Annotated in this window: 10 protein-coding genes; 3 read left to right on the top strand and 7 right to left on the bottom strand. The window is 73.1% G+C overall.

Annotation, left to right across the window (positions count from 1 at the left end; translation table 11 throughout):
- Positions 1-108: 108 nt before the first annotated feature.
- Positions 109-3,711, bottom strand: a complete 3,603-nt coding sequence (locus OG766_RS23445) for an ATP-dependent helicase (protein ID WP_328726135.1) — start codon at positions 3,709-3,711, stop codon at positions 109-111.
- A 251-nt stretch (positions 3,712-3,962) separates the two neighbouring features.
- On the bottom strand, positions 3,963-4,346 hold the full coding sequence (locus OG766_RS23440; RefSeq protein WP_423247197.1) for an MGMT family protein: 384 nt from the start codon (positions 4,344-4,346) through the stop codon (positions 3,963-3,965).
- A 197-nt stretch (positions 4,347-4,543) separates the two neighbouring features.
- Between OG766_RS23440 and OG766_RS23435 the strand changes: the two genes are divergently transcribed.
- The 3 genes from OG766_RS23435 to OG766_RS23425 all read left to right on the top strand — a co-directional run bounded on the left by OG766_RS23435 (position 4,544) and on the right by OG766_RS23425 (position 10,783).
- Positions 4,544-7,381: a lysylphosphatidylglycerol synthase domain-containing protein gene (locus tag OG766_RS23435; RefSeq protein ID WP_423247196.1), complete on the top strand. Its 2,838-nt coding sequence runs from the start codon at positions 4,544-4,546 to the stop codon at positions 7,379-7,381.
- Positions 7,382-7,499: 118 nt separating this feature from the next.
- Positions 7,500-9,143: an alpha/beta hydrolase gene (locus tag OG766_RS23430; protein ID WP_423247092.1), complete on the top strand. Its 1,644-nt coding sequence runs from the start codon at positions 7,500-7,502 to the stop codon at positions 9,141-9,143.
- Positions 9,144-9,238: 95 nt separating this feature from the next.
- Positions 9,239-10,783, top strand: a complete 1,545-nt coding sequence (locus tag OG766_RS23425; protein ID WP_423247091.1) for an alpha/beta hydrolase — start codon at positions 9,239-9,241, stop codon at positions 10,781-10,783.
- 94 nt (positions 10,784-10,877) lie between these two features.
- Here the strand turns inward: OG766_RS23425 and moeZ are convergent, their stop codons facing one another.
- The 5 genes from moeZ to OG766_RS23400 form a co-directional block, all read right to left on the bottom strand.
- The gene (gene moeZ / locus OG766_RS23420; protein WP_266382708.1) at positions 10,878-12,056 is read right to left on the bottom strand and encodes an adenylyltransferase/sulfurtransferase MoeZ; all 1,179 of its coding nucleotides are present in this window, start codon (positions 12,054-12,056) and stop codon (positions 10,878-10,880) included.
- A gap of 64 nt (positions 12,057-12,120) precedes the next feature.
- Entirely contained in the window at positions 12,121-12,876 is a 756-nt protein-coding gene (locus tag OG766_RS23415; RefSeq protein ID WP_266382706.1) for a spherulation-specific family 4 protein, read from the bottom strand.
- Positions 12,864-13,835: an NAD-dependent epimerase/dehydratase family protein gene (locus OG766_RS23410; RefSeq protein WP_266382704.1), complete on the bottom strand. Its 972-nt coding sequence runs from the start codon at positions 13,833-13,835 to the stop codon at positions 12,864-12,866. The genes OG766_RS23415 and OG766_RS23410 overlap by 13 nt, the downstream gene beginning before the upstream one ends.
- Before the next feature lie 139 nt (positions 13,836-13,974).
- Positions 13,975-15,210, bottom strand: coding sequence for a hypothetical protein (locus OG766_RS23405; protein WP_328726133.1), 1,236 nt, complete (start codon positions 15,208-15,210; stop codon positions 13,975-13,977).
- Positions 15,203-16,864 (bottom strand): DUF3492 domain-containing protein, encoded by a 1,662-nt coding sequence (locus OG766_RS23400; RefSeq protein ID WP_266382702.1) that lies wholly within the window; start codon positions 16,862-16,864, stop codon positions 15,203-15,205. Before OG766_RS23400 ends, OG766_RS23405 begins: the two co-directional genes overlap by 8 nt.
- Positions 16,865-17,077 lie beyond the last annotated feature (213 nt).

Genomic DNA, 17,077 nt, shown 5'->3' with positions numbered 1-17,077 from the left:
GACTCACCAGGCACCCGAATGGATGCACGGCAAGAGCGTGATTCACGCCATAGGGCGAAGCGGTGTTCTCCCAGGCCGGTCCGCCGTCGTTCGACGACGTGTCCGCCGTCATTCGACGACGTGGCGCCCCTCGGGCCGGGCACTGCACGAGGAGCGGAACGCGCAGTGGTCGCACTGCGATCCGGTGCTCGGTGTGAAGCGTTCGTCGAGGACGCGGCCCGCGGCGGTGGCGAGCAGCTCGCCGACCCATTCGCCGCTGAGCGGCTCCTGCGACTGGACGCGCGGGAGGCTCTCCCCGCCCTCCTTCTGGGGGGCGGGCCGGCGCAGCTGTACGAGTTCGGCGCCGCCGGGTGCCGGGCGGCGGCCGTCGAAGACCTCGTCGACGGCGCCCTCGCGGACGGCGAGCTGGTACACGGCGAGCTGGGGGTGGTGCGCGACCTCGTCCCTCGTCGGCGCCTGCTTGCCGGTCTTGAAGTCGACGACGTACGCGCGGCCCTGCTCGTCCTGTTCGACGCGGTCCATGGAGCCGCGGATCCGCACTTCGTAGGCGCCCGCTTCGAGGGTCACGTCGAAGTCGTGCTCGGTCGCGGCGGGCGTGCGGCCGTCGCGGTCCATGACGTGCCAGCGGAGGAAGCGTTCGAGCGCGACGCGCGCCTGCCCCTTCTCCTGCTGGGACTTCCAGGGGGCGTCGAAGGCGAGCGCGTCCCAGACCGAGTCGAGACGTTCCATGAGGACGTCGAGATCCGCGGGGGTACGGCCGGAGGCGACCTCGTCGGCGAGGACGTGGACGACGTTGCCGAAGCCCTGGGCGGCGGTGGCGGGGGCGTCCGCCTTGACCTCGCGCCCCAGGAACCACTGCAGCGCGCAGGTGTTGGCGAGCTGGTCGAGGGCGCTGCCGGAGAGGGTGACGGGGTGGTCGCGGTCGCGCAGCGGCACACCGCTGTGCGTCGGGTCGTACAGGCCCCACCAGCGGGAGGGGTGGGCGGCGGGCACGAGGGACTGGCCCTCGTCGTCGGTGAGCGCGGCGAGCCGGGCGAGCCGGCGGGCGGCGGCGTCGCGGAGCGCGGCGGAGGCGTCGGGGTCGACCGTGGTGGCGCGCAGTTCCGCGACGAGGGGCGCCACGGCGAGCGGGCGGCGTGGGCGGCCGGTGACGTCGCGCGGCTCGACGCCGAGTTCGGTGAGGAAGCGGGAGGGCTGGTCACCGTCGTCGGCGGGTGCCTTGACGGCGGTGACGACGAGGCGGTCACGGGCACGGGTCGCGGCGACGTAGAACAGTCGGCGCTCCTCGGCGAGGAGCGCGCCCGGGGTGAGGGGTTCGGCGAGCCCGTCGTGGCCGATGCGGTCGGCTTCGAGGAGGGAGCCGCGGCGGCGAAGGTCGGGCCAGAGTCCTTCCTGGGCACCGGCGACGACGACGAGGCCCCATTCGAGGCCCTTGGACCGGTGGGCGGTCATCAGGCGGACGGCGGCCGGGCGTTCGGGGCGGCGGCTGAGGGTGTCGGCGGCGATGTCCTGGGCCTCCAGCTCCTCCAGGAAGTTGAGGGCGCCGCGGCCGCCGGTGCGCTCCTCCGCGCGGGCGGCGGTGTCGAACAGGGCGCAGACGGCGTCGAGGTCGCGGTCGGCGTTGCGGCCGGCCGCGCCACCGCGCAGGGCGGCCCGCTCCAGGCGCTGCGGCCAGGGGGTGCCGGTCCACAGCTCCCAGAGGGCCTCCTCCGCGGTCCCCCCGCCGTCGAGGAGCTCGCGCGCCTTGCGCAGCAGCACGCCCAGCCGCTGGGCACCGCGGGCGTAGGCGGGGTCATGGGCGGTGAACCGCTCGGGTTCGGCGAGAGCGCGGGCGATGAGCACGTCCGAGGGCGGCGGCACACGGTTGCCCGCGGCCCGCTCCTCGTCGCGGAGGGCGCGTCCCAGACGCCGCAGGTCGGCCGTGTCCATGCCGCCGAGGGGAGAGGTGAGCAGGGCGATGGCGGTGTCGGGACCGAGCCGGGTCTCCTGCTCCGGTGCGCCCTCGGGAGTCCGGGGGGCGGGCGCCACGGCACCCGGGGCGGCCGGGCCCGTGGACTCCACGGGCGGCGACGGCTCCGGTGCCGCCGCGTCCACCGGCTGTCCGGCGGAACCCGCGGCCTGCCCCGCCTCGGGCGGCTGACCGGCCGGACCGGGGGTGTCCCCCGCGGCCTCCGGCTGCCCGGCCGGACCGGGGGTGTCCCCCACGGCCTCCGGCTGCCCGGCAGCATCCTCCGCGGCCACCGACCGCCCGGCGGAACCGGCAGCGTCTTCCGCAGCGGCCTGCGCCGTCGGCGTGGCGGCCACGCGGAGTGCGGTCAGCAGGGGCGCGACCGCCGGCTCGTGACGCAGGGGGATGTCGTCGCCGTCCGTCTCGACCGGGACGCCGGCCGAGGTGAGGGCGCGGCGGGTCGCGGGGAGGCTGCGGTTGCCCGCGCGGACGAGGACCGCCATCTCGTTCCAGGAGACACCCTCCTCCAGGTGGGCGCGGCGGAGGATGTCCGCGATGTTGTCGAGTTCCGTGGAGGCGGTGGGGTACGTGTACGCCTCGACGCGGCCGCCCGCGCGGACCGCGGCCAGCTCCCGGTGCGCGCGGACCTTGTCCGAGGGCAGCCGGGTCAGCGGCATGCGCCGAGTGAGCACGCGGGTCGCGGACAGCAGCTCGGCCCCCGAACGGCGGGACGTCGTGAGGACCGCGACCGGAGCCGGGCGCCCGTCGGCGCGGCGGAAGGTTCCCGGGAAGTCGAGGATGCCGTTCACATCGGCGCCTCGGAACGTGTAGATCGACTGATCGGGGTCGCCGAAGGCGACCAGCGTGCGGCCGCCCCCGGCCAGTGCCCGCAGCAGCCGGACCTGGGCCGGGTCGGTGTCCTGGTACTCGTCGACGAAGACGGCGTCGTACCGCTCGGCGAGCCGCTCCCCCGTCCCCGGCCCTTCGGCGAGGAGTGCGGCGCGGTGGACGAGTTCGGCGTAGTCGAGGACGCCCTGCAGGTCCAGGACGTCCAGATACTCGGCGAGGAACGCCGCGGCCGCCTTCCAGTCGGGCCGTCCGGTACGCCGGGCGAAGGCCGCCAGCGCGTCCGGGCCGAGGCCCAGCTCACGGCTCCGGGCGAGCACGGCCCGTACCTCGTCCGCGAAGCCGCGTGTGGTCAGGCAGGCCCGCAGCTCGGCGGGCCAGCCCGCCCCCGCGCGGCCTTCCCGTTCCAGGTCGAGCTGGCCCGCCAGCAGGTCGCGTACCGCCACGTCCTGCTCGGGACCGGACAGCAGCCGCAGCGGCTCGGCGAACAGATCCGCGTCCTGGTGCGCGCGGACCAGGGCGTAGCAGAACGAGTGGAAGGTGGTGGCCTGTGGCGCCCGGGCGCCGCCGAGCCGCACCGCCGTACGGTCGCGCAGTTCGACCGCCGCCTTGCGGCTGAAGGTCAGCACCAGGAGCCGCTCCGGATCCGCGCCGCGCGCGATCCGTGACGCCACCGCCTCCACCAGCGTCGTCGTCTTCCCCGTCCCGGGCCCCGCGAGCACGAGAAGAGGCCCGTGGTCATGGTCAACCACCTCGCGCTGGGACGCGTCCAGGAGAGGGGGATCCACCGGGCCCGGCGAGGTACGCACCAGTCGGTACGCGCCCGGGATCCTCCCCCTGTGCTCCTGCGGGCGCGGGGAAGCCCCTTGCCGCACCCGTCGGTGCGGGGTACGCCCGGTGGAAGTGGAGGAGCTCACGTGGATCGCCGGTCCTGGTGGGTGTGCTGACGGTGGAGACGACGGGGCCGGTGCGAAGGCGCGGACGGCCGGGACGACGGTGGCGGCCTGGACGGCCGGTGGTCGAGGGAGCCGGTGGCGCGGAGGGCGCCGCCGGCGGTGGTGACGCTACGCCCGCGGGCGACCGCGTCGCAGACGGTCCGCTCAGGACCGGGCCGCAAGCCGCGAACGAGTCCCGGACGACTCATCGCACCGCCGAATGGCGGAAGCTGTCAGGTGTGAGCCCTTCCGTCCGTCGTGGCCGATGCGGCCGCGCCGCCGTCCCAGCGCGCCCGCCTCATGTCGAGGCGCGGCACATGGTCCTCGGCGCCGCGCGGAGCCTGCCGCAGCGGGGTGCCCTCCGTGCGGTAGTGCTGCAGCGCGCTCAGTTCGTGGCCGGAGAGCAGCACGCCGTCCGAGCGGACCACGCGCCACCACGGAACCGCCCCTCCGTAGAGCGCCATCACCCGGCCGACCTGGCGCGGCCCGCCCTCACCGAGCCACTCCGCGACGTCCCCGTACGTCATGACCCGGCCCGGCGGGATGTGCTCGGCGACCTCGAGCACCCGCTCCGCGTACTCCGGCAGTTCCGGCACTTCCTCGCTCATCCGGCCCATCTTGCACCATGGCACGGACAGCGGGCCGCGAGCGTTGCTCAAGGAACACATCTGGACAAAGAGGTGCATCGTGTACACCACGCACCCCCGCGTCGCACCCTGATGCCACCGTGCGCCGGTTCGCCATGCCACCATCGTCCGGGCGGTGACTGGTGATACGAGATCAAGAAGAGACGGACACGACGAACGAGCTGGGCGTGCAGCCCGCCGCGGCGGCGAGCACCCCCGGCTCCGAGTCACGCCCGGAAGCCGCCGAACCGCACAGTGAGCGCGCGGATCACCCGGATCACACGGATCACACGGCGCCCTCCGCCCCCTCGCACCCCGAGGACGCCGGGCACCGGCAGGCGGACCCCGAGCACGGCCACGCGGACACCGGGCACCGGCACGGAGAGCGTGACCGGCGGCACGGCGACGGCGCCTGCGACGGCGGAGACGACGACGTGGCCCACATCGACCGCGTCTCCGGGGACGAGCCCCTCCTCCCCGCCCGTGTGCACCGCCCCTCCGATCTGACCCGGCTGCTCACCGGCACCCTGGCGATCGCCGTCGTCCTCGCCCTCGCCGCCTTCGCCCACGGCACCACGACCGGTCTCGAATCGGACATCTCCAAGGGCACCGGCCAGGCACCCGACCTGCTGGTCAAGGTCGCCGGTCTGATGTCCAGCATCGCCGTCCTGCTCGTCCCCGTCGCCTTCGCCATCGAGCGGCTGATCAAACGGGACGGACTGCGGATCGCGGACGGCGTCCTCGCCGCCGTGCTGGCCCACGGAGTCACCCTCGCCACCGACCTCTGGGTCGCCGAGGCCGCGCCGGGCCAGATCCAGGACGCGCTGACCCAGCCCGCCACGGGCGGCGGTCTCACCGATCCCGTCCACGGCTACCTCGCCCCCGTGATCGCCTACATGACCGCGGTCGGCATGGCGAGACGGCCGCGCTGGCGCGTCGCGCTCTGGGGCGTGCTCCTGCTCGACGCCTTCGCGATGCTCGTCGCCGGCTACACCACACCCTTCTCGATCATTCTGACCGTGCTGATCGGCTGGACCGTCGCCTACGGCACGCTCTACGCCGTCGGCTCCCCGAACGTACGGCCGACCGGCCAGACCCTCCTGGCGGGCCTGCGCCACGTCGGTTTCCGCCCGGTCACCGCGATGCGGGCCGAGGACGTACCGGACTCGGCCGACCAGGGCGATCGTGGCCGCCGCTACCTCGTCACCCTGGAGGACGGCCCTCCGCTCGACGTCACCGTCGTCGACCGTGAACAGCAGGCGCAGGGCTACTTCTACCGGGTGTGGCGCCGGCTGACGCTGCGGGGCATCACCACGCGCCGCTCCATCCAGTCGCTGCGGCAGGCCCTGGAGCAGGAGGCGCTGCTCGCGTACGCGGCGATCGCCGCCGGGGCCAACGCGCCCAGGCTGATCGCCACGTCGGAGCTCGGCCCGGACGCCGTCATGCTCGTGTACGAGCACCTCGGGGGCCGCTCCCTGGACTCCATGGCGGACGAGGAGATCACCGACGACGTGGTCCACGGGGCGTTCCGGCAGGTGCGGGCGCTGCAGTCGCGCCGTATCGCGCACCGCAGGCTCACCGGGGACGCGATTCTGGTGGATCGTTCCGGCACCGTCGTACTGACCGATCTGCGCGGTGGGGAGATCGCGGCCGGCGACGTGGTGCTGCGGATGGACATCGCACAGCTGCTGACCACCCTGGGTCTGCGGGTGGGAGCCGAGCGCGCGGTGGCCGCGGCGGTCGACGTGCTGGGTCCCGACGCGGTCGCGGACTGTCTTCCGCTGCTCCAGCCGATCGCGCTCAGCCGCTCCACCCGGGCCACGCTGCGACGGCTCGCCAGGGAGCGTTCGCAGCGCGAGCGCGAGGCGGTGCTGTCGGCCGCGGAATCGACCAGGCAGGCGAGGGCGGAGGAGTCCGTCACCGGCACCGCGGGCGACAGGAAGACGGCCCGCAAGTCCGTGCGCGCGGAGAAACAGGCCGAGAAGCGGGCCATGGACGAGGCCCTCGACGAGGCCCGCGAGGAGGATCTGCTCGCCCAGATCCGGCACCAGGTGCTGCTGATCCGGCCGCAGGCACCGGTCGAGCCGGCCCGGCTGGAGCGGATCAGGCCCCGCACCCTGGTCAGTCTGATCGCCGGAGCCATCGCCGCGTACTTCCTGCTGTCGCAGCTCACCAAGACCAACCTCAGCGTGGTCATGCAGGCCCACTGGGGCTGGGTCGCCGCGGCCGTCCTGTTCTCGGCGCTGAGCTACCTCGCGGCCGCGATGAGCCTGCTGGGCTTCGTGCCGGAGCGGGTGTCCTTCCTGCGGACCGTCGTCGCGCAGGTCGCCGGGTCGTTCGTGAAGATCGTCGCTCCGGCGGCGGTCGGCGGTGTCGCGCTGAACACCCGCTTCCTCCAGCGCTCCGGCGTCCGCCCAGGACTGGCCGTGGCGAGCGTCGGGGCTTCCCAGCTCTTCGGTCTCGGCGCGCACATCCTGCTGCTGCTGTCCTTCGGCTACCTGACGGGTACGGAGGAGACGTCCACGTTCACGCCTTCGAGGACGGTCATCGCGGGTCTGTTGACCGTGGCGGTCCTGGTGCTGGTGGTGACCGCGATTCCGTTCATGCGGAAGTTCGTGGCGACGCGGCTCAGGTCGCTGTTCGTCGGGGTGGTGCCGCGCATGCTGGACGTCCTCCAGCGGCCGATGAAGCTGATCACGGGCATCGGCGGGATGCTGCTGCTGACCGGTGCGTTCGTGATGTGTCTGGACGCGTCCATCCGGGCCTTCGACAACGGCAATCAGCAGCTGAGCTACGCCAGCATCGCCGTCGTCTTCCTGGCGGGCAACGCGCTCGGGTCGGCGGCGCCGACGCCGGGCGGCGTGGGCGCGGTGGAGGGTGCGCTGACGTTCGGTCTGATCGCGGTGGGTCTGCCGCCGGAGGTCGCCGCTCCGGCCGTGCTGCTGTACCGGTTGATGACGCTGTGGCTGCCGGTGCTGCCGGGGTGGGTGGCCTTCAACCAGCTCACCCGCAAGGGGTCCCTGTAGCAACCGTCCTTCCGCGACGGCGCCCGGGACCCGGCGGTCCCCGAGGTCCAGGGCGCCGTTCACCCGTACGGTCCGCCGCCGACAGGCGGACCACAGCGCCGCGCCGCAGGATGGGGTCATGCCGACCTCCCCCACCGGCCGCCCCGAGGGCAGCACCGACGCGGGCGACGACGACGGCCGAGACGCCGTGTGGCGCCGCGGCGGCGTCGTCCGGCGCGCCGGCACCGTGCTCGCCGCCGCGACCGCCTCCATGATCCTCGTCACCGCCGGCTGCTCCCACGGCGACGCCGACAGCGGCGGCGAGGAACGGGACCGGGACCTCGGCGCCCAGACCCTGGACTGGCAGCCGTGCCCGGCCCCCTCGGAGGCGGAGGGCGGCGGCACCGCTCCCTCGCCACTGCCCGGCGGCACCAAGTGGGAGTGCTCGTTCATGGAAGTGCCGCGCGACTACGCGCAGCCGGACGGGGACACCATCGAGCTGGCCCTCATCCGGGCGAAGGCCCGTGACCAGGCCCGGCGGATCGGCTCGCTGATCTTCAACTTCGGCGGTCCCGGCGGCTCCGGCGTCAGCACCCTGCCCGCCGCGGCGGGCGACTTCGAGAAGTTGCGCGCCCGCTACGACCTGGTGAGCTTCGACCCGCGCGGCGTCGGCCGCAGCCAGCCCGTCGAATGCCTCGGCGACCGGGAGCTCGACACGTACTACGCCCAGGACGCAACCCCGGACACCCCCGCGGAGGAGAAGGCGTACACCGACAACCTCCGTACGTACGACTCCGGCTGCGAGAAGAACTCGGGCGTGGACCTGCCGCACGTCGGCACCGTCAACGCGGCCCGGGACATGGATCTGATGCGCCAGGTCCTCGGCGACGACAAACTCCACTACTTCGGCATCTCCTACGGCACGGAACTCGGAGGCGTCTACGCGCACCTGTTCCCGAAGAACGTGGGACGGGCCGTCTTCGACGCCGTGGTCGACCCCACCAGCAGTTACGAGGAGGGCTCGCTCGGCCAGGCCAGAGGCTTCCAGCTGGCGCTCACCAACTTCGCCAAGGACTGCGTCGCGCGCGGCGACGCCTGCCAGCTGCCGGGCAGCACACCCGAGGAGATCCAGGACTTCATCATCGATCTCCAGAACCGGCTGGAGAAGAAGCCGATCCGCGGGATGGGCGACCGCATGCTCACCCAGACCCAGGCGACCAACGGCATCGCGCAGGCCCTCTACTCCAAGGAGTACTGGCCGCTGCTGGAACAGGGACTCGACGAGGCCGACGGCGGCAACGGCGCGCTGCTCCTCGCCCTGTCCGACGCGCTGAACGGCCGCAACAGGGAGGGCCAGTACAGCAACCTCCAGGCGGCCAACGCGGCCGTCAACTGCGTCGACTTCAAGGAGAGGTTCACGCTGGAGCAGACGAAGGCCCAGCTCCCCGAGTTCCGCAAGACCTCGCCGGTGTTCGGCGACTACCTCGGCTGGGGCCTGCTGAGCTGCAGCCAGTGGCCCGTGGCCGGAGAGTGGGAGACGCCCGATGTCAGCGCGCCGGGCGCGGCCCCGATCGTCGTGATCGGCAACACCGGGGATCCGGCGACCCCGTACGCGGGCGCCAAGGCGATGGCGGAGGAGCTCGGCAAGGGCGTCGGCATCGAGCTGACCTACGAGGGCGAGGGGCACGGCGCCTACAACGGCGGAAGCACCTGTGTGCAGGGCGCGGTGGACCAGTACCTCCTGGAAGGAAAGGTTCCGGCCGCCGGGACCGTCTGTCGGTAGCGGCGCTTGCGCAGGGGCCCGGAGTCACTGTCGGTTGCGGCACCTAGGATGGCGGATCAGTGGAACGGGTCGGTTGATTCTCCAGGGGGGCCGGGATGTCCTTGCGTACGAGGTCGGTGGCGGCAGCCGTCGCGCTGGCACTGGCCGGCGGGGCGCTGACGGCCTGTGACACGGGCGGCGGTCCCGAGGCGGGCGGCAAGGGCGGGGACACACCGCCGGCCACTCCGGTGCAGGAGGGCGACGCCGCGCGGGGGCTGCCCGACGCGCTCGCGAAGCAGCGGCCCGACTGGAAGCCCTGCGAGGGCGAGGACGGCTGGACCTGCGCCTCGGTGAAGGTGCCGCTCGACTACGACGCCCCGGACGGCGAGACGATCTCCATCGCGCTGATCCGCCGCCCGGCACAGGGGAAGGGCAGGCGCCTCGGCTCCCTGCTGTTCAACTTCGGCGGCCCCGGCGCCTCCGGCGTCGGTCTGCTCCCCCGCGCCTCCGTGGAGTACGAGAAGCTCAACTCCCGCTACGACCTGGTCAGTTTCGACCCCCGGGGCGTGTCGGAGAGTTCGGGCGTGGTCTGCCGCAACGACGCGGGCATGGAGGATGCCGCGACCCGGGTCGATCTCACCCCTGACACCGCCGCCGAGGAAGCGGCCTACTTCGAGGACGCCAAGGACTTCGGGCAGGGCTGCGAGCAACGCGCCGGCAAGCTCCTCGCACACGTCGGCACGGCGAACGCCGCCCGTGACATGGACCTCGTCCGCCATGTCCTGGGCGACCGCAAGCTCAACTACTTCGGCATCTCGTACGGCACGCAGCTCGGCGGCACCTACGCCCATCTGTTCCCGGGCAACGTGGGGCGGACGGTGCTGGACGCGGTGGTCGATCCGACGGCGGACGCGTTCGGTCACGCGCGCAACCAGACCACCGGCTTCCAGCGCGCCCTGGACAACTACCTCGAAAGCAGGGGTGAGGACGCCACGGAAGGCACGGCGCGCATAGCGGCGCTGCTGGCGCGGATCGACAGGAAGTCGCTGCCCGCCGACGACGACCGTGAGCTGAATCAGAGCCTCGCACTCACCGGCATCGTCCTGTCGCTCTACTCGGAGAGCATGTGGCCCGATCTCACCGAGGGCCTCGAGGAGGCGGAGCGGCGCGGCCGCGGCAGCAAGCTGCTGGCCCTGGCCGACGCCTACAACGACCGCACCGAGAGCGGCACTTACGGCACGCAGAGCCACTCGCAGCGGGCGATCTCCTGTGTGGACACCAAGCAGCGCCCGACGCCCGCGCAGGCGAAGGCGCTGCTGCCGGAGTTCAGGAAGATATCCCCGGTGTTCGGCCCGTTCCTGGCCTGGGACACGGCGGGCTGGTGCGCGCAGTGGCCGGTGCCCGGGGAGCGGGACACGACCGACGCGAGCGCGAAGGGCGCGGGGCCGATCCTGGTCGTGGGCACGACCGGCGACCCGGCGACGCCCTACGAGGGGGCACGCCGCATGGCGGACGCCCTCGGAAAGGGCGTCGGCGTCCTGCTCACCAACAAGGGCGAGGGCCACGGCGGTTACAGCCCGTCCAACACGTGCGTCGCGAAGATCGTGGACGACTACCTGCTGGACGGCAAGGTTCCGGCGGACGGCGGGACGTGCGGTTAGCTCCGCTCCGGCACCCGGTGTGCGCCTCTTCGCGGGCGTACGCGAAGGGGCCGGCCCCTGCCGGGCCGGCCCCTGCTTCAGAAGCGCTGCTGGTCTAGTAGACCGGCTTGTCCGGTTCGATCTGGTTGACCCAGCCGATCACTCCACCGCCGACGTGCACCGCGTCCGCGAAGCCCGCCGACTTGAGCACGGCGAGGACTTCCGCACTGCGGACACCCGTCTTGCAGTGCAGGACGATCTTCTTGTCCTGCGGCAGGCCCTGGAGGGCGTTGCCCATCAGGAACTCGTTCTTCGGGATCAGCCGGGCGCCCGGGATGGAGACGATCTCGTACTCGTTGGGCTCACGGACATCGATGATGTCGATGCTCTCGCCGTCGTCGATCCACTCCTTGAGCTGCTTGGGAGTGATCGTCGAGCCGAGGGCCGCCTCCTGTGCCTCCTCCGACACGACGCCGCAGAAGGCCTCGTAGTCGATGAGCTCGGTGACGGTCGGGTTCTCACCGCAGACCGCGCAGTCCGGGTCCTTGCGGACCTTGACCTGGCGGTACTGCATCTCCAGGGCGTCGTAGATCATCAGTCGCCCGACCAGCGGGTCCCCGATGCCGGCGAGCAGCTTGATGGCCTCGTTGACCTGGATGGAGCCGATGGAGGCGCAGAGCACGCCCAGCACGCCGCCCTCGGCGCAGGAGGGGACCATGCCCGGCGGCGGGGGCTCCGGGTACAGGCAGCGGTAGCACGGACCGTGCTCGGACCAGAAGACGGACGCCTGGCCGTCGAACCGGTAGATCGAGCCCCACACATAGGGCTTGTTCAGCAGCACGCACGCGTCGTTCACCAGGTAGCGCGTGGCGAAGTTGTCCGTGCCGTCGACGATGAGGTCGTACTGGCTGAAGATGTCCATCACGTTCTCGGCCTCGAGCCGCTCTTCGTGAAGGACCACGTTGACGTACGGGTTGATGCCCTTGACGCTGTCACGCGCGGACTCGGCCTTGGAGCGGCCGATGTCCGCCTGGCTGTGGATGATCTGCCGCTGCAGGTTCGACTCGTCGACCTCGTCGAACTCCACGATGCCGAGGGTGCCGACACCGGCCGCGGCCAGGTACATCAGCGCCGGCGAGCCGAGGCCACCGGCGCCCACACAGAGCACCTTGGCGTTCTTCAGCCGCTTCTGTCCGTCCATCCCGACATCCGGGATGATCAGGTGGCGGGAGTACCTGCGGACCTCGTCTACGGTGAGCTCGGCAGCCGGCTCGACCAGGGGTGGCAGCGACACGGGGACTCCGTTGGTGGGTTGCGTCAGTACGGGTGTTCTCGCTGTAACACTGCCACGCACCTTCTCATTCCGAGACACCCGGTCCAATCCGCGAGACGATTTCGTCCCAGTAGCCGGGCAACGCGTCGAATGCTCCGCTTTGCCCCGGCCCCCTTCCCTTGCGGTCGGTGAAGAAGATCGTTCCCGCTCCCTGCCAGCGGGCGATCCGCATCGCCTCGTCCAGATGCGTCCGCGGCACTCCGTACACGAAGTGCGCGAAGCGCTCGGGCGGATGGTCGGCGGTCCACTCAGCCACCTGCGACCAGCGGTAGTCGGTCCAGTGCCCCGAGAAGGTGACGAGCTGGTCGGCCACTTCCGCGTACCCGGGATAGGGGTGGCTGCCGTGCCCCAGGACGAGGTGACCGCCGTCCAGGACGGCCTCCAGCGTGGCCGTGGCGCGCCGTACGTGGTGCAGGTCCTCGCGCTCGACCGGGCAGTTGTCCAGCAGGAATCCCCCGACCTTGTACCAGTCCAGGTAGCGGTGGGCGTCGGAGACGATCTCGCCGAAGGTGCGGGTGCCGTGCGCGAGATCGATATGGCCCAGTACCCGGACACCGGCGTTGGTGAGCCTGCCCGCCGCTTCGAGACAGTGCGGGTCGGGCCGGCTGCCGGGTCCGTTCGCGACATTGAGGACGGCCCAGTGCAGCGGGGTGCCCGGCCGGGTCAGCTCGGCCCATTCGACCGGGGCGAGCAGGGGGTGGGCGTAGCCGGGGACACCGAAGCCGAGCCGGTCGGCGCCCGTGGCGGAGAGTGCGAGGTCCGTGCTGATCAGATGCGGCATGCCGCCTCCATCCAGATGTCCGCGAGGGACTCCTCCAGGTTGATCCGGGGCCGCCAGCCGAGCCGGTCCCGGGCAGTGCGTACGTCGGCCTGCTGCCAGCTGCCGCAGCCGTCGGGGTACGGGTACGGCGTGGCGCCCAGCTGCTCGGTGAGGGACTCGGGGCCGCGCGGGGCGCCGATGACCGGGTGGCCGGGGCGGACCGGGGAGCTGTCGAGTTCATGGAGCGCGCCCGCGTAGCCGGCGACCCTGGCGAGTACGGCGGCGGCGTCACGCAGCCGGACCGCACGGCCGGTGCCGATGTTGACGACGCCCTGGGCGGCGGAGAGCGAGGCGGCGTGCACCGCGCGCGCCACGTCCCGCACGTCGACGAAGTCGCGCTGGACGCCGAGGCCGCTGAGCTTCAGCTCGGCGTCGCCGGACTGCATGGCACGGCGCATGGCCTCGGCGAGCCGGCCCAGCGGCGATCCGGCGGGGGTGCCGGGGCCGACGGGCGAGAAGACCCGCAGCACGACGGCGTCCAGTCCCGAGCCGAGCACCAGCTCGGTCGCGGCGAGCTTGGAGACTCCGTACGGGCCTCCGGGGCGGGGCACGGCGTCCTCGGCGGTCGACGAGCCGGGCTGCGAGGGCCCGTACTCGGAGGCGCAGCCGACCTGGACGAGCCGGGCCTCGCAGCCGCTGCGGCGCAGGGCCTCGCACACGGTGGCGACGGCCACGGTGTTGTGCCGGGTGAGGTCGCGGGCGCCACCGCGGGTGGCACCGGCGCAGTTGACCACCACTCCGGGGTGGACGGCGTCCAGGAACCGTGTGAGGGCTCCGGGGCTGCCGCCCGCGAGGTCGAACCGTACGTCGGCGTCGTCGCCGCGCCCCAACGCGGTGAGGTGCACGGCCGGGTCGGCCAGCAACCGGTCGGCGACGAATCGGCCGAGGAAGCCATTGGCTCCGAGCAGCAGCACCCTCATCGCGCGGCTCCTCGGGGCCGACGGGCCGGTGCTGAGTGGTGCGGGGTCATCGTCGTTCGTCTCCTCGATGGGATGGGGCTGTGGTGGGTACGCCCGCGGCGTCGGCTCCGCGGGTGCGTGTGGGGGGCGCGTGGGGGCGTCATGTGGTGTGGGCCGAGGCCCGGGAGAGCGCTGCTGCCGCATGGACCAGCAGCCCGAGAGCGGCGGCGCCGCAGCAGAGGGCGGGCACGGCGGCGGCGCCCCAGTGGGTGACCACGGCCTCGACGGGCCGGGCGAGGAAGCCGCAGCCGGGGAGGCGACCGCCGACGACGGTGGCCAGGGCGAGTGCTTCGCCGGCGCAGGCGGCGGCCAGGCCGGCCGCCGCGGCGTGGGGGAAGCCGTGCACGGTGAGCAGCCGGGCGAGGAGGAGCAGCAGTCCGAGGGCGACGGCCGGGGCCAGTGCCACGGGCAGCAGCAGGGACGTCAGCACGAGCAGACCGGTGAGGGCGGTGGCGTGGAGCGCGATACTCACGAAGAGCAGGGGGCGTGCGCCGGCGGCGAACTCCTCGAGTCCCCGGCTGCCGTCGAGCCGGCGCCGGGCCCGTGCGGAGAAGAACCCGGCGGTCCAGGCCGCGGGGGCGACGGCGAGGGCGAGGCCCACGAGCGGGCCGGGCGTCAGGGGCCAGGGGCCTTCGGGGCCGCCGCCGAGGAGCTGGGTCAGCAGCCCGTCGCCGAGGAGCGCGTACGCCACCAGCCAGCACACCAGAGGACGTGCGGCGGGCACGGTGCGCCCCGGGGCGCGAAGGGGCCCGCGTCGCAGGCTCCACGCCAGCGCCAGGGCGAGCCCTGTCGCGCCGACGGTCCCGACCGCGATCCACGCGCCGCCGTCGGTGAACCGCAGGCCCGCCGCGGTGAGGACGGCCACGGCACCCGGCAGCAGCACGGCCGCGGTGTGCGCGGGGCGCGCGGCGGGGGTCTCGTCCGCGGCGGGCCGCGGGCCCGCTTCGCCGCGGGGCACCCGGGCGTACAACTCCTCGGCGAGCGAGAAGACATCGCGGTGCCGGAACCTGGCGGCGGTGCGGTCGGTGACGCCGTGGGCCTCCAGCCCGGCGGCGATCTCCAGGGGGTCGACGGCTCGTTCGCACAGTTCGCGGTGGCGGTGTATGAGCGCCTTCACCGGGTCGGCGGGGCCGCGGCGCCCTGCCTTGTTCCGGTCACGTCCGGACCCGCCGGCGGCGGGATCCTTGTCCAGCAGTTCCTTCGAGCGGGTGTCCCATGCCCCGGGGCTGGCGGGCCGCTTCGGATCGTCGGCCACGGCGACGGTCCGGCGCTCGGATGCCGGCGGCTGTCCGGCGGTGGTTCTGCCGGGGGCGGGTACGGCGGTGGAGTCAGGCATCGGGGCCTCCTGGGGCGGCCGCGGCGGTCATGGGAGCGGGGCCCGCCCAGCGGGGGCGGGTGCGGCCGCCGGTCCAGTGGCCGGGGACGTGGGCCTCAGCGGGCGTGGCGAAGGGCAGGGGCTCGCCGTCGACGTCGACGGCCTCCGAGTCGCGGTGGACCGGGCTGTGGGAGATGAGCTCCAGGTAGATGCCGCGAAAGGCGGCGAGATTCTGCTCGACGGTGAAGAGTTCGAGTGCCCGGGCGCGCGCCGCCGCGCCGAGCCGCGCACGGCGCTCCGGGTCGCGCAGCAGCGCGAGGCAGGAGTCCGCAAGCGCCCGAGGGTTGCGCGGGGGCACCACGAGCCCCGTACCGCCGATGACTTCGACGACCGCGCCGACGTCCGTCGACACCGTCGCGCGACCGCAGAACATCGCCTCGACGAGGCTGATCGGGAAGCCCTCGACGACGCTGGACAGGACGATGACGGCGCCCGCGGCGTAGGCGTCGGCGAGGTCGGGGGCCTCGGGGCCGCCGACCTCCTCGAAGGAGACCGGGTTGTCGCCGACCGCGTGCGCGTCGGCGGCCTCGTCGGGGAAGAGCTGCGCGGCCAGCGCCCTGCAGTGCGCGAGGTACGTGCCGGCCTCCGGCCCCTGTACGGGAGCGCCGAGGATCCGCAGCCGCGCGTCCGGCTCCTCCTTCCGCACCTCGGCGAAGGCGTGGAGCAGCGCGATGAGGTCCTTGGCCGGTTCGATCCGGCCGACCCAGACGAGGGTGTGCGGGTCGCCGCTGTCGTCCCCCTCCCCCACCGCGGTGAAGCGTTCGGCGTCCATGCCGGGATAGACGGTGCGCAGCCGGGCGGGGTCGGCGCCGCACTTCTCCTGCCAGCGTCTGGCGTGGGTGTTCCCGGGGGTGATGACGGACGCCTGCCGGTACACCTCGGACGCGAGGCGCCCGTGGAAGGCGGCGAGCAGGGCGCGGACGGGAGCGCCGAGGGGCGCGTCGTGGGCCGAGAGGTAGTGCGCCCGCAGTTGCACTCCGTACTCGGTGACCAGCAGCGGAACCCCGAAGAAGCGTTTGGCCAGAAGCCCGGGCAGGGCCGCGGTGCCGCCGGACGCGGCATGGCAGAGGTCGACGGCGCCGAGCGAGTCGTCCCCGTACCAGTCGAGCGAGAGCGGGCGCAGAGCACGCTCCAGTTGGTCGGTGAAGGCGAGGTAGTCGGGGACGGCCGCCGTGTGCACGGCCCGGCGTGCGCCGGGGGCGCGGCAGGCGCGTTCGAGGATGCGTACGGCGAGTTCGGAGCGGAGCGCGGCGTACAGTCCGCCGCGTTCGCGGGCGAGTTCGGCGAGTCCGTACAGGCCGTCGGCGAATCCGTCCTGCTCGCCGTCACCGCACACGGCGGTGGCGAGCGCCGTGAAGTGCCCGGCGAACGTGCGCCGTTCGCGCCGCCCGTAGGTGCGGCCGTCGTCCTCGGGCGCCCAGAGCGGTGCGGTGCGTACGCGCTGGACGTGGGGCGGCAGTTCGATCCAGCCCTGGTCCTCCTGCCGGGCACTGCGGCTGAGGGCGTAGATGTCGAATTCGTGCTGCGCGAGCCCGCGTACGAGCCGGTCGCACCAGAGCCTGGACTCACCCGTCGCGTACGGGTAACCACCATCCGTGAGCAGTCCGATCCGCACGAGCGCACCCCCGATCTCCTGTATGTGCGGCCGCCTTGGTCCGGCGGCTCGCGGCGGGAAGACGTTATGCGGATATGCCGGTGGCGCGACGGACGGTTGTCCATCGCGCCACCGGAAGGGGTGAATGCACGTAACTTTCCCGCTCTCGTAGCGTTCGGTCGCGCTACAAGCGGTTTCCGTCACGTTCCGTCAGACCATGGCGAAGCCCGGCTT

The organism is Streptomyces sp. NBC_00259 (assembly GCF_036181745.1).
In the GTDB taxonomy this organism is placed as follows: domain Bacteria; phylum Actinomycetota; class Actinomycetes; order Streptomycetales; family Streptomycetaceae; genus Streptomyces; species Streptomyces pratisoli.
This window is presented reverse-complemented; position numbering and strand designations above follow the sequence as displayed.